General features: G+C 71.9%; 9 protein-coding genes. 1 reads left to right on the top strand and 8 read right to left on the bottom strand.

Annotation, left to right across the window (positions count from 1 at the left end; all coding sequences use genetic code 11):
* Positions 1-2: 2 nt before the first annotated feature.
* The 7 genes from ACFYTE_RS30270 to ACFYTE_RS30240 form a co-directional block, all read right to left on the bottom strand.
* Positions 3-1,997 (bottom strand): alpha-hydroxy-acid oxidizing protein, encoded by a 1,995-nt coding sequence (locus tag ACFYTE_RS30270; RefSeq protein WP_388717212.1) that lies wholly within the window; start codon positions 1,995-1,997, stop codon positions 3-5.
* A gap of 65 nt (positions 1,998-2,062) precedes the next feature.
* The gene (locus ACFYTE_RS30265; RefSeq protein ID WP_388717209.1) at positions 2,063-3,229 is read right to left on the bottom strand and encodes a cytochrome P450; all 1,167 of its coding nucleotides are present in this window, start codon (positions 3,227-3,229) and stop codon (positions 2,063-2,065) included.
* 26 nt (positions 3,230-3,255) lie between these two features.
* Entirely contained in the window at positions 3,256-4,419 is a 1,164-nt protein-coding gene (locus ACFYTE_RS30260; protein WP_388717206.1) for a pyridoxal phosphate-dependent aminotransferase, read from the bottom strand.
* Positions 4,420-4,459: 40 nt separating this feature from the next.
* Complete coding sequence (locus ACFYTE_RS30255) at positions 4,460-6,073, bottom strand: acyl-CoA dehydrogenase family protein (protein ID WP_388717203.1); 1,614 nt, start codon at positions 6,071-6,073, stop codon at positions 4,460-4,462.
* 43 nt (positions 6,074-6,116) lie between these two features.
* Positions 6,117-7,346, bottom strand: a complete 1,230-nt coding sequence (locus ACFYTE_RS30250) for a beta-ketoacyl-[acyl-carrier-protein] synthase family protein (RefSeq protein ID WP_388717201.1) — start codon at positions 7,344-7,346, stop codon at positions 6,117-6,119.
* The gene (locus ACFYTE_RS30245) at positions 7,343-7,588 is read right to left on the bottom strand and encodes an acyl carrier protein (RefSeq protein WP_388717198.1); all 246 of its coding nucleotides are present in this window, start codon (positions 7,586-7,588) and stop codon (positions 7,343-7,345) included. The genes ACFYTE_RS30250 and ACFYTE_RS30245 overlap by 4 nt, the downstream gene beginning before the upstream one ends.
* Positions 7,589-7,755: 167 nt before the next feature.
* Entirely contained in the window at positions 7,756-8,877 is a 1,122-nt protein-coding gene (locus ACFYTE_RS30240) for a beta-ketoacyl-ACP synthase III (protein WP_388717195.1), read from the bottom strand.
* Positions 8,878-9,295: 418 nt separating this feature from the next.
* On the opposite strand from ACFYTE_RS30240, the gene ACFYTE_RS30235 reads away from it, so the two are divergent.
* On the top strand, positions 9,296-10,465 hold the full coding sequence (locus tag ACFYTE_RS30235) for a cytochrome P450 (protein ID WP_388717192.1): 1,170 nt from the start codon (positions 9,296-9,298) through the stop codon (positions 10,463-10,465).
* 141 nt (positions 10,466-10,606) lie between these two features.
* Here ACFYTE_RS30235 and ACFYTE_RS30230 read toward each other — a convergent pair whose 3' ends face one another.
* Positions 10,607-12,955: an MMPL family transporter gene (locus ACFYTE_RS30230; RefSeq protein ID WP_388717190.1), complete on the bottom strand. Its 2,349-nt coding sequence runs from the start codon at positions 12,953-12,955 to the stop codon at positions 10,607-10,609.
* Positions 12,956-13,022: the final 67 nt, after the last annotated feature.

Below are 13,022 nucleotides of genomic sequence, written 5' to 3'. Positions count from 1 at the left end.
CCTCAGCCCCCTGCGGGGAGGGGTCCCGCCGGTGCCACCGTGTTCTCGTCGAGGTCACCGAGGGTGGTGCAGCCGGTCAGGGCCAGGGCCAGGTCGAGTTCGGCGAGCAGGCAGCGCAGCACGTGCCGTACCCCGCTGCGTCCGCCCAGTGCGAGGCCGTACTGGTAGGGGCGGCCGAGCAGCACGGCGTTCGCGCCGAGGGCCAGCGCCTTGAGTACGTCGCTCCCGGTGCGCACGCCGGAATCCATCAGCACCGGGACGGTGGGCCCGACGGCCGCACGGACGGCCGGCAGACAGTCCAGCGCGGCCATGGTGCCGTCGATCTGGCGCCCGCCGTGGTTGGAGACGATCACGCCGTCCATGCCATGGGCGAGGGCCAGCCGCGCGTCGTCAGGATGCAGGATGCCCTTGAGCAGGATCGGCAGCGCCGTCAGCTCGCGCAGCCAGGCAAGCCCCTCCCAGGTGAGGCCCGGGTTGGTGGAGATGGCCGCCCAGTGGGCCCGTACCGCCGCAGCGTCGGCGTCCGGGGGCAGCGCCGCCCGGAAGGCCGGGTCGGTGGTGAAGTTGGCGAGCCCGGCGCCGTGCAGGAACGGCAGATAGCCATGGTCCAGGTCCGCGGGACGGTAGCCGAAGTGGGGGCTGTCGACGGTGAGGACCAACGCGGTGTATCCACTGGCCTCGGCACGCCGCACCAGGGACTCGGCCACCTCGGGCTGTGCCGGCCAGTACAGCTGGAACCACCGCGGCTGATCGCCCGCGGCCGCCGCGACCTGCTCCATGCTGTGGCTGGAGAACGACGACAGGACGAAGGACACCCCGGCGTCGGTGGCGCCGCGCACCGACGCCAGTTCGCCCCCGGGATGCACGATGCTCTGCGCGGCGACCGGCGCCAGCAGCACCGGGGCGGACAGACGCTGGCCGAGCAGGGGCACCGTCAGATCGCGGTGGGTGACGCCGCGCAGCATCCGCGGCACGATGCGCCACCGGTCGAAGGCCTCGCGATTGGCACGCCGGGTGGAACCGGTGCCCGCGTCGCCCGCGACATAGCCGTACGCGATGGGCGTCATGACCGCGCGGGCCGCGTCCTGGAGCGCCGTGAGGTCGGTGGGCGGCCGGGAGGCGCGACCGTCGGCTCCGGCGAGGTAGATGTCGCGGACCAGGCCGGCCGGCGGCCCCGCGGGCCCCAGGGCCAGGCCCTCGTGGATGTGCCGGACGAGCAACGGGGCGATGTCGCCGGTGCGTTCGGTCAGCGCGAAGTGCCCGCCCGCGTGGACCTCCACGGTGTGCCCTGCGGTGGTGTGCCGGCCCCACTCCCGGACCTGCTCCAGCGTGTTCTTCGGATCCTCCTCCCCGAGCAGCACGGTGACGGGAACCGTGAGCGTGGTGTGCGGGTCGCAGTGGTAGCCGCGCAGCACGTTGTGGTCGGCGCGCAGCAGGCGCAACACCTCGTGGCGGGAGCGAGGATTGCGCAGCAGCACGTCGGACACGCCGCCGAGGCGCCGCAGCCCGGCCACCACGGCGTCATCGTCCAGGGTGTCGAGGTCGGGCTCCTGCCAGTCCTGCGCGGGCGGCCGGGCAGCGGACACGAACAGCCCCGCCACGCCGTCCCGCTCCTGAAGCAGCCGGGCCGTCTCGAAGGCCGCGATCGCCCCCAGGCTGTGGCCGAGCAGGAACAACGGGAGATCGGCGTACGCGGTCAGGGCGGCGGCCGCTCCGCCGGCGAGCGTGGCGATGTCCTCGGCAAAGGGTTCGGCGTCACGGTCCTGGCGGCCGGGGTACTGCACCGCGAGCAGTTCGATGTCGTCGGGCAGCGCGGCGGACAGTCTGCTGAACGCGGTGGCGGCGCCGCCGGCGTGCGGGAAGCACGCCAGGCGGACGCGGGGGCGTTCCCTGCGGTGGTAGGTCCGCAGCCAGCGAGGTGTGCCGTCCCGTGGCGCCGACGGGCAGGCGGTGCGCGGTTCCGCGACAGGGGCGGGTGCGATGGTGCGCTCGGTCATGTCCTCGGTGTCCCGTCATGGGTGGTGGAAGGCGGTTGAGCTGATCGGTGCGGAAACGGGGCCGGCTACCAGTCGACGAGGAGCCTCGACAGCCCTCGGACGGCCATTCCCTCCTTCCAGGTGACCGGCTCCTCGACGGCGGCGAGCCGCAGCGTCGGGAAACGCCGCAGCAGATGCTCAAGGACGATGCGGACCTGGAGCCGGGCCAGGGGAGCGCCCAGACAGCGGTGCACGCCGTGACCGAAGGTCAGGTGCGCGGTGTCATGTCCGGTCAGGCGCAGGGTCTCCGGTTCCGCGAACACCGTGGCGTCGCGGTTGCCGTGCAGCGGGGCGACCATGACGGCCTCACCGGCCTGGACGGTGACATTGCCGAGCCGCACCGGCTCAACGGCGACGCGCGGGAACGTCAGCGGCGTGGCCGGGTTCAGCCGCAGCAACTCCTCCACGGCGGGCGCGATCCGCTCGGGTCGCGCGACGAGTTCCTCGTACACGTCGTGGTCGGTGAGCAGCGACAGCACCGAAAGACCGAGCTGCCCGACGGTGGTCTCATAGCCGGCCATCAGCAGGGTGAGCCCCATGGTGACCAGTTCGTTCGTGGTGAGGGCGCCCCGGTCGTGCGCGCCGATCAGGGTCGTCAGCAGGTCCTCCTGCGGTTGCCGGCGCTTTCGGTCGACGAGGTCCTTCATATAGGTGGCGAGTGCGGTGCGCCGGCGTCCCTTGTCGTGGGGGTTGTCGTCGGTGATGTCGAAAAGGACCTCGACCCGGTCCCGGAAGCGCGCACTCTCCTCGGGCGGGATGCCGAGCAGTGAGCACAGCACCGCCAGCGGCAGCGGTGCGGCGAGCTGCGCGACGAAGTCGGCTCCGGGGCCGTGCGCGGCGATCTCGTCGAGGTGCTGATCGGTGAGTTTCTCCACGTGGGATGCCATTGCGGCGATCCGGCCGGTGGAGAAGGCGCCGCTGACGATGCGCCGCAGCTTGGCGTGCCGTTCGCCGTCCATGCTCATCATGGAGTCCGCGGCGGGCTCCGCGTCGTTGAACTTCGGCCCGCCGGGCAGCGCCGCGCGCGACCGGCTGAACCTCTTGTCGGTCAGCACCGCGCGTCCCAGCGCATAGCCGCGCACCAGCCACATCGTGTCGCCGACGGGCGTGACGAAGCGCACGATGTCATCGGTGCCGTCGGTGATGAAGTCCGGAAGCGGCCCCAACGGGGTGTCCGTGTGTGGCGTCGTCATGCGGATGCTCTCCTTGCTCGTCGGTGTCAGCCGCCCAGGACCCGGCGTCCGACGTCGTGCAGCAGGTCGGTCTGCCGGTTGAACGCGATGCGTACGTACTGTTCGCCGCGGGCGGGATCGGCGAAGAAGGCCGGGCCGGGCGCCAGCAACACACCGGCCTCGTCGAGGAGTTCGAGGACGAACCGGTGGCTGTCGTACCGCCCAGCGGTGAGCGGGCCGACGTCCGCGAACACAAAGCACCCGCCCTCGGCGGGGGCGAACTTCATGCCCTTGCGGGAGAAGATGTCCTGGACCAGGTCCCGGCGCCGGCCCATCTCCCGGGCGGCGGTGCGCAGGTCCATGGACAGCGCGGCCGTGCCCACGGCCACCTGGAGCGGTGTGGCCGCGCCGTTCGTGGTCACCTCGTGCACGCGCCGCAGCGTCTCGGTGCGGGCCGCGTCGGCGCGCAGGAAGCCGAGCCGCCAGCCGCTGACGGCGTGGCTCTTGGAGAGGGAGCCCACGACGATGCTGCGCCCGGCGAGTTGCGGCACGTCGGTGACGGACAGCCGGGGCCGGCCGTCGTAGACGAAGGTGCCGTAGACCTCGTCGCAGATGACGGTGGCGTCCCAGCGCTCGCACAGCGCGGCGATCTCGTCGAGTTCCCCGCGCTCCAGGACGCGTCCGGTGGGGTTGGCGGGTGAGTTCAGCAGGACGGCACGGGTACGGGGGCCGAAGGCGGCCGCCAGGTCGGCCGGGTCGTAGCGCCAGCCGGGCGGGTGCAGGGGCACGAAGCGCGGCACCGCACCGGCGACCGCGAGCGCGGCCCTGAACTGCTCGTATCCGGGGTCGAACAGGACGACTTCGTCGCCGGGATCGACGGTGGCGAGCAGCGCGACGCACAGCGCCTCGGTCGCACCGACGGTGACGGTCAGCTCGGTGCGCGGATCGGTCCCGGGCACAAGGGTCTCGGCGATCCGCTGCCGCAGCGGCAGGTCGCCCGAGGGGTGGTCGTACTGGTTGCGTCCGGACCGCATCGCGTCGACGGCGGCCTCGATGAGGTCGGCGGCCGGTTCGGGATAGCCGGGTGTGCCGAGGGCCAGGTCGATGGCGCCGCGTTCCCGTGCGAGCAGGAGAAGCTCCCCGAGACTGCTGCCCTGCAACACCGCGGCCCTCGACGAGAGCGCCGGCCGCCGGGCCGTGGAACGGGCCATGCTGTGTCCTCCTCTTCACATGGGTGAGTGGTTCGTCCCGTCACCGGGGGGCCTGGGGCGGTAGCAGGAGCGGGTCTGCATCGGTGTGCATCCCGGGCAGTTCCTGTACGACATCGCCGATGTCCTCGGCGTACCGGTCCACGGCCTGCTCCAGCAGATCGTCCGGTGCGGTCGTCGCGAGGCCGTCGCCGGTGCGTACGGCGTCCAGGGCGTGCTGCAACCGGAGTTCTGCGACGTGCCGGGCGTGCGGGCGGCTCGGGGTGTGGCTGCGCACGGCGCCCGCGGCCAGGGTCCACATGAGGGCCGTGGCCACCGGGGCGTGCGGTGCGTCCGGTGCGCCGTCCTTGACGGCCGGCCGGTTCGTAAGGGCGTCCTCGAATCGCTGCGTGAGCTGCGCTCCGCTCTGGTCGCGGAGCATGGCGGTGACCTGGCCGGTCTGCCGAAGGGCCCGCCGGCCCAGGAAGTCGCACAGCGCTTCGGTGGGCCCCTCGAAGATCCGGTACACGCGAAGGTCCCGGTACATGCGCGCGGCCATGTTGGCCTCGTCGTAGCCGCGTCCCCCCAGCAACTGCATCAGCCGGTCGGCCGCCTCGACCGCCCATTCGCCGCCCAGGACCTTGGCGGCGATGATGGGTTCGAGACCGACGGTCTGCCCGGCGTCGAGCCGGTCGGCCAGGTCGTACACCAGCGCTTCCAGGATGTCGGTGCGGGCGACGGTGTCGGCGAGCCAACCACGGGTCACGGCACGGTCCTTGAGCGTCATACCCGAGGTCGTCCGGCTGCCGGCGAAACGGAGTGCGAGCTGCACGATCCGTTTCAGCGCGCCCAGGGCGAACGCCGACAGGGCCAGGCGCGAGGCGCACATCGAGTCCATGGCGACGCCGCGGCCGTCGCCGTCCGCGAGGACGTAACGGTCGGGCACGGTCACCTCGGTGAAACGCATCCTGCTCTGCACCATGCCGCGCTGCCCGAACGACGCGTGCTCCTGCCCGGGGAAGACACCCTGGTCGGCGGTGGGTACGGCCAGCGCGATCAGCGAGGAGCGAGCGGTGTGCGGCGCCTGGGTCCGGGCGAGCACGGTGGAGATGCCCGCCCATGTGCCGTTGCCGATCCAGTGTTTGTCGCCGCTCAGCAGCCAGCCGCCGCCGGGCCCCGGACGGGCCGTCGTGGAGATCTGCGAGAAGTCGCTTCCGGCGCCCGGTTCGGTCTGCGCGTAGGCGGCCAGGGTGCGGCCGGTGGCCAGCAGGGGCAGCCACTCCTGTTTGACCTCGTTCGTGGCCCAGACCGACAGCGACCGGGTGCCGGGAAACAGCGAGGTGGTCATCCAGGTGCCCAGACCGGTGTCGATCGCCATCAGCTGCTCGAACACCCGGAACATGTCGCGGAAGCGCAGCGCGGTGCCCGCGTACTCCTCCTCGATGAGGGGCCCGAACAGGCCGGCGAGGCCGAAGTCCTGCACGATGTGCGGGGGAATGCACCGCCGTTCGTCGATGAGGAACGAGTTGACACGCCGCGACCCGTAGTCACGCAGCCAGGCGATCTGGTCGCGGGCGCGGCGGGAACTCACCTCGGGGTCCGCGGTGAGCGTTCGGCGGGCCAGGCCCCAGGACGGGGCCGCGGGCCGTGCGGCGTCCTGCTCGACCAGCGTGGTCATGTTTTCTCCTTTCGTTTCCCGGGCCCGAGGGCCGGGCCGCCCATCAGCAGGGGGAGAGGGCCAGGACGGCGTTCTGGCCGCCGAATCCGCTGGAATTGCTGAGCGCCAGTGCGATGGGCTGGGGCCGGGCCGCACCGGAGACGACGTCCAGTTCGATCCGCGGATCGAGGTGCTCCAGGTTGGCCGTCGGCGGCACGGTCCGCTCGGTGACGGCGAGCACCGTCAGGGCCGCCTCGATCGCCCCGGCCGCGCCCATGGTGTGCCCCAGCGCGCCCTTGGTCGAGGTGACGGACGCCCGGTCCCCGAAGAGACGGGCGAGCAGTCCGGCCTCCACCAGATCGCCCTTGGGCGTGCTGGTGGCGTGGGCGTTGACGTGATCGACGTCCGCCACCGTGGCGCCGGCCTCGGCCAGGGCGGCCCGCATGGCCTGCTCAAGGCCGCTGCCCTGCGGGTGGGGGGCGGCGACGTGATGGGCGTCGGCGGAGGCGCCGTAGCCGGCGATCCGGGCCAGCGGCCTGGCTCCGCGCGCGGCGGCCTGCCCGTCGCGCTCCAGCACGAGGACCCCCGCGCCCTCGCCCAGGACGAAGCCGTCGCGTGCGGCGTCGAACGGCCGCGAGGCCAGCTCCGGTGCCGCGCGGCGCGGCGACAGCGCGCTCATCCTGGCGAACGACGCGGTGATGATCCGGTTCACGGGCGCGTCACTGCCGCCGGCCACGACGATGTCGCACACACCCGTGCGTAGCAGTTGGGCGCCCAGGCCGATCGCGGTGGTCCCGGACGCACAGGCCGTACAGGCCACGAAGCTGGGGCCGCGTGCCCCCCAGTGCAGGGACAGCTGCCCGGCGAGCATGTTGGGCGCGACCATGGGGACGGTGTGCGCGGACACCGGCTCGCCCCGGGCCAGCCGGAGGGTCTGGTCCTCAAGCGTGGTGACACCGCCGAAGGCGGTGCCGATGACCACGCCGACCCGTGTTCCGTCCCACTCCTGCGGTCGCAGGCCGGCCATCCGCAGCGCCTCGTCCCCGGCGACGAAGGCCAGTTGGCTGTGGCGGTCCATGCGGCGGGCCAGGTTCGCGCCGAGGTGCGCCGCGGGGTCAAAGCCGGGCACTTCGCAGGCGAAGTCCACGGCGAGTCCGGCGAGATCCGGGTGGGTCCGGGCCGTGGACTGTCCGGCCAGCACTCCCTTCCAGGTGGCGTCGACGCCGATGCCGGCGGCGCTGACCAGGCCGACACCGGTGACCACCACGTTCTGGTCCGAGCCGGGCCCGGTCATGTCGCGCTGCCCTGCCGCAGCACCGCCACGGCCTCGTCCACGGTCATGGCCGGGTGCAGGGCGTCGTCCTGGAGCCGCAGGTCCAGTCCGGCGTCAAGAAAGTCGATCAGTTCCACCACGGCGAGCGAGTCGAGACCGAGATCGGTGAGCGTACTGGTGTCGGTGATGGTGGCCGGGTCGACCTGGAACTTGTCGGTGAGCATCTGCTCCAGGGAAGCGCGCAGTGTGGCGGCCGTGGTCATAAGGACCTCTCTTCGGGACATGGGGTGCTGAGAGACCCCGTACTGGATGGGATGAGTGGGTGTGGGGCAGTGGCGGGCACGGGCCGTGTCCGCATGACGTTCGCTGTCTTGGCGGTCCGGGCCGCCGTGTTGTGTCCGTGTGCTGAAGGGCGCGCGGTCCGCCGGCTTCAGGGAGCCGGGGGCGATTCGATGCTGGCGGGCAGTCGCCAGGGCTGAGGCGCCCGTTGGGCCGGCACCGACGCGTCGGCCGGCTGCGGGGCGTGGCAGCTGGTCGGCGTCTTCGGCGGCAGATACACCGGCACCACATCGGGCCAGGTCACGGCGACCGATCCCCAGGTGAGACCGCCGCCGAAGGCCGTGAGCACCGTGGGTGCGCCGGGGCGGACCCGGCCGTCGGCCGCGGTGTCCGCCAACGCCAGCGGGATGGAGGCCGCGGCGGTGTTGCCGACTTCGGCGATGTTCCCGTACCGGTAGCGGGTGGCGATTCCCAGGCGGTCGGAGACCGAGTCCAGGATGCGCTGGTTGGCCTGGTGGCCGACGAAGGCCCGCACCGACGCGGGCTGCCAGCCGGCGCGGTCCAGCACGGTGCGGGCGGACACGGTCATCCGGTGCACCGCCTGCCGGTATACCTCGCGCCCCCGCATCCTGAGGTACCGCTGCTCAGGGGGCACTTCCTCGCTCCGTCCGGGGCGTCGCGAGCCGCCCACGGGCACCGTGACCAGGTCACTGCCCGCCCCGGCACTGCCCAGGTCCACGGCTCGGACGGCGCCCGGCTCGCCGCCGCGGCCGCGGCGCAGCAGTGCGGCCCCCGCGCCATCACCGAAGATCACCGCGGTGTCGCGGTCCTGCGGGTCGACGATCGAGGTGTACACCTCCGCACCGATCACCAGGGGCCGTTGACAGGTCCCGGCTCTCACCAGGGCTTCGGCGAGGGCCAGGGCGTAGACGAATCCGGAGCACACCGCCGCCACATCCACCGCCGGCACCTCGTCCAGACCCAGCCGGTGGGCCACCTCCGGTGCCGTCGCCGGACACGGATGATCGGGTGTGGTCGTGGCCAGCACCACGAAGTCGGCGTCCCCGCCGCCCGATTCCAGGGCCGCCTGTCCCGCTGCGACCGCCAGGTCGCCGGTGCTCGTCCCCGGCTCGACCATCCGCCGCCTGCGGATGCCCGTCCGCGTGCGGATCCAGTCGTCGCTGGTGTCCAGGCGGGCCGCCAGGTCCGCATTCGTGACCACATGCTCCGGCAGGCACGCTCCCAGACCGCATATCACTGCGCGTACAGACATCCAGGCCACTTCCTGTTTTCGACGCAGCCGGCACAACGCCGGCATGACCAAACGTGGTTCATGACAGACCGCCCGGCATTCACCGAGAGGTGCGTCCCAGGGGGTGTGCACCCCAATGCATCACGCCGGCCCAGGTCGCAGCAGGGGTACGGGCCGGCTGGCGTGTGCACACCGTGCGCGGTTGTGCGCTTGTGAAAGGTGCGAGTGGAGTCCCTGTGAAGGCGCCGTGGGGGCGGGTCCGGCCGGAACCGTTTCACAAACGCGCGAGCGTGCACGGTGTGCACGGCATCCCCGCCCGGAGCCCCTGCTGCGACCGGTCCTCGCGTGGTGCAGTGGGGATTCCTCCATACGGGCCCCGTCGCATCGCGGGCGGCGCGTCTGAGCCGCGCACCCGCGCACTGAGAGCTAAGGACCGTTCATGCCGGACTTCGACCTCTTCGACACCCTTGCCCAGCCAGCGAACCTGGCCGACCCCTACCCCTTCTACGTCTGGCTGCGCGCCAACCACCCCGTCTATCTGAACCCGGACGGCTTCGCCTATGTCTCCTGCTACGAACACGCGGGGCTGCTGAAGGACCCCGACATCCGGGACGCGGCGGAGGACGACGCCCACTCCTACACCTTGCGCACCATCAACCAGACACTCATCAAGTCCGTGCCGCCGCGCCATACGGAGCTGCGGCGCGCGGGGGCAGCGGCGTTCGACCGGAGTTTCCTCGTGGCGGCCGGCGCCCAGGTCAGAAAGGAAGCGGAGCAGCTGGTCGACCAACTCGCCGCCGCCATCGCCGTGGACGGCTCGGCCGACCTGCACCATCTGTTCTCCCTGCCGTTCACCCAGCGCGCCTCCGCCCTCGTCTTCGGCATACCCGACGACGACTTCGACCTGCTCGCGTCCCTCCCGGCCCGCGTCTTCCAGGCCATCTACCCGAAGACGACCCCGGCCGCCGTCGCGGATGCCGACGACGCCTCCCGTGCCCTGCTCACCTATATGCAGGAGGCCGTCGCCCGCCGGCGCTTCACACCCGGCTCCGGCTTCGACCGCCTGATCGACGCATCCGGTGAACTGCACACGGACGACATCGCCCTGCTGTGCTGGCTGCTGTGGTCGGCGTCCTACACCTCCGCTCTCGCCGCCCTCGACCTGGCCGTCCTCACCCTCATCGAGAACCCGGAGACGGCGCCCCTGCTGCACGACCACACCAGCGCGTGGATCGAGGAGGCACTGCGCTACCGCAGCCCGCACGTCATCAACTCCATCAACCTCACCACCCGGCGCGAGATGACCATCGGCGGCGTCACGCTCCCGCGGCACACCCCGATCCGGTTCCTGATCGCGGCCATGAACCGCGACGAGACCGTCTTCCCGCGCCCCGACACCTTCGACCCCCGGCGCAACGGCGCACCGCACATCGCCTTCGGGAAGGGCATCCATACGTGCATCGGCGCCCAACTGGCGCGCATGGAACTCGTCGCGGCCCTCACCACCCTGGCCACCCGCCTGCCCGGCCTCACCCTGGCCGGCCGGCCGGCCTGGCGCACCTACACCACCCAACGCCTGTGCAGCAGCTTCCCCGTGACCTCGCCCTGACCGGCACCACCGGGTTCCGGCGGGATCGCGGGCGGATCGCCGCACGCCGCCGGCGTGCCTCAAGGAGAACGAACGGCTCGGTCACCGTGTGCCGCTCCCGCGCGAGCGCCCTGCGCGGGCGCGGGAACGGGCCGCTACGGATCAGCCGTTGACCTCGGCCTTCCGCGCCGCGTCGGGCTGCTCGGAGGCGGTCGTGACCGGGAGCGGGATGCGCTGCGCGAGCTTGTCGCCTTCGACATCGAGATCGGGCAGCAGGCGGTCCAGCCACGCAGGAATCCACCAGGCTCTTTCGTGTGCGAGTGCCATGGTGGCCGGAACGAACGTCATGCGGATGACGAACGCGTCGATGACGATGCCGGCCGCCAGAGCGAACCCGGCCTGCTTGATCATGGGCTGGGCGTTGAAGATGAACCCGGCGAAGACCGAGACCATGATCGTCGCCGCGGCGACGACAACGGCACTCGCCTGGGCGAAACCCGAGACGGTCGCGTCGAGCGGGCCGGCGCCGTGCACGCGGGCCTCGCGCATCGAGGTGACCAGGAACATCTGATAGTCCATGGCCAGTCCGTAGAGCACACCGGTGACGATGATGGGCAGCAGGCTCACCACCGGCGCGGTCGCCTCCAGTCCGAACAGGCCCTGGAACCAGCCCCATTGGAAGACGGCCGTGGTGATGCCGAAGGTGGCGGCGATGCTGAGCAGGAAACCGAGGGTGGCCATCACCGGAACGACGACGGAGCGGAAGACCAGGAGCAGGACGACCAGGGAGAGCCCGAGGACCGTGGCGACATAGAGGGGCAGGACGTCGGCGAGCCGGTCCGACACGTCGATCGCCAGGGCGGTGAAGCCGGTGACGCCGATGGCGACGCCGTGCTGCTGGCTCAGCTGCCGGCTGGTGTCCCGCACGGAGCCGACGAGGGTCTTGGTGCCGTCGTCGTTCGGTCCGTCGTCCGGAACGAGACTGAGTACAGCCGTGGTGCCGGAGCCGTTCAGGCCGGCCAGGGAAACCGATGCGGCGCCCTTGATGTCCCTCAGGTCGGCGGCGGTCGCGGCGAGGACGGCGGGCGTCAGAGGCCGGCCGGCCGTGGTGGCACGGGCGACGATCATCAGGGGTCCGTTGTAGCCGGGGCCGAAGGCGTCATTGACCGCTTCGTAGCTCTGGCGCTGGGCGGTGTCGGGGTTGTAGCTGGCGCCGGACGGCAGGCCGAGCTTCATGCCGACGGCAGGCAGTGCCAGAACCACGGGGACCAGCGATGCGGCCGCGAGGGCGGAGCGCTTGTGCCGGACCAGACGTGATCCCCAGCGCGTTGCCCGCGGGTGCGCGGCGGCGGGCTGCTGCCGTGCGGTGCGGCGGGCCCTGGCGGAGCAGACGCGTTCCCGGACCAGGCCCAGGAGGGCCGGCAGCAGGGTCAGGGCGAGCAGGACGACGATGGCGATCGTGGCTGCGGCGACCAGGGCCATGGTGCTGAGCAGGGTGATACCGATCACCAGGAGGCCCGTCAGGGCGATCACGACGGTGCTGCCGGCGAAGAGGACCGCGCTGCCCGCGGTGCCGATGGCGCGGCCGGCCGCCTCGTGCGCGTCGAGGCCGCTGTCCAGGATCAGCCGCCGCTGCCGGTTGACGATGAACAGGGCGTAGTCGATACCGACGGCGAGCCCCAGCATCAGGGCCAGTACGGCGGTGAGCGAGTGGATCTCGAAAACGGAGGAGAGGGTGAAGGCGCCGCCCACGCCCAGGGTGACGCCGACCAGGGCGATCACCAGGGGCAGGCCCGCCGCCACGACCGAGCCCAGGGTGACCAGCAGGACGATGGCCGCCACGACGACGCCGACGACCTCGCCGACGCCCACGATCTCGGGCATCTCCATCATCGACGCCGACGGCAGTACATCGAGGCGGCCGCGTTCGGCCTGTCGCTCGGCTGCCTGGACGGTGCTGTCGATCGTTCCCGAGGGCAGCTCATAGGTCTGCTCGTCGAACTGGAACTGCATCAGGGCGGTGGACCCGTCCGCCGAGACCACGACCCCCGGCACCGGCCGGCCGTCGTCCTGAAGGGGAGTCGGCGCCCCGCCTCCGGGCTGCCCGGCGCCTCCCGCCACCGCGGCCTGGGCCCGCAGCAGGGGACTTCTGTCGCCCTTGGCCAGTTCCTCGGCGAGGACCTTGCGCGGGTCGATGACGTGGTCGTGACGGTAGACCGCGTCCACCGCGGCGACGAGGGCCGTGCGGCCGTCGCCTCCGTCGACCCGGGCTCCGCTCGGCGCACGGAAAACCAGCATGCCCTGCCCGCCGGACGCGTCGGGCAGGGACTTCGCCAGATCGTCGATGACGTTCTGCGCGGGGGTGCCGTCGATGCGTACCTCGTTGCTCAGCTTGACGGGATTGACCGCGAGCAGGCCCACCACGGCGGACACCGCCGCCAGCCAGCCGGCGATGACGTACCAGGGCCTGGCGTAGGCGAAACGCCCCAGCCGGTACAGCAGCACAGACACATCTGTCTCCTCACTCGCTCCGGGCGCCGCCCGGTGGGCGGCTCGACCCCAGAACTGAGAGGGTACT

It is taken from the genome of Streptomyces sp. NPDC004629 (assembly GCF_042873595.1).
In the GTDB taxonomy this organism is placed as follows: domain Bacteria; phylum Actinomycetota; class Actinomycetes; order Streptomycetales; family Streptomycetaceae; genus Streptomyces.
Note: the sequence above shows the minus strand (reverse complement) of the source record. Positions and strands in the feature narration are given on the sequence as shown.

Bases quoted from the DNA above. Each gene is read 5' to 3' on its own strand.
- ACFYTE_RS30240 (WP_388717195.1), bottom strand. From the start codon at position 8,877: ATGTCTGTACGCGCAGTGATATGCGGTCTGGGAGCGTGCCTGCCGGAG.
- ACFYTE_RS30255 (WP_388717203.1), bottom strand. From the start codon at position 6,073: ATGACCACGCTGGTCGAGCAGGACGCCGCACGGCCCGCGGCCCCGTCC.
- ACFYTE_RS30260 (WP_388717206.1), bottom strand. From the start codon at position 4,419: ATGGCCCGTTCCACGGCCCGGCGGCCGGCGCTCTCGTCGAGGGCCGCG.
- ACFYTE_RS30265 (WP_388717209.1), bottom strand. From the start codon at position 3,229: ATGACGACGCCACACACGGACACCCCGTTGGGGCCGCTTCCGGACTTC.
- ACFYTE_RS30235 (WP_388717192.1), top strand. From the start codon at position 9,296: ATGCCGGACTTCGACCTCTTCGACACCCTTGCCCAGCCAGCGAACCTG.
- ACFYTE_RS30270 (WP_388717212.1), bottom strand. From the start codon at position 1,997: ATGACCGAGCGCACCATCGCACCCGCCCCTGTCGCGGAACCGCGCACC.
- ACFYTE_RS30250 (WP_388717201.1), bottom strand. From the start codon at position 7,346: ATGACCGGGCCCGGCTCGGACCAGAACGTGGTGGTCACCGGTGTCGGC.
- ACFYTE_RS30245 (WP_388717198.1), bottom strand. From the start codon at position 7,588: ATGACCACGGCCGCCACACTGCGCGCTTCCCTGGAGCAGATGCTCACC.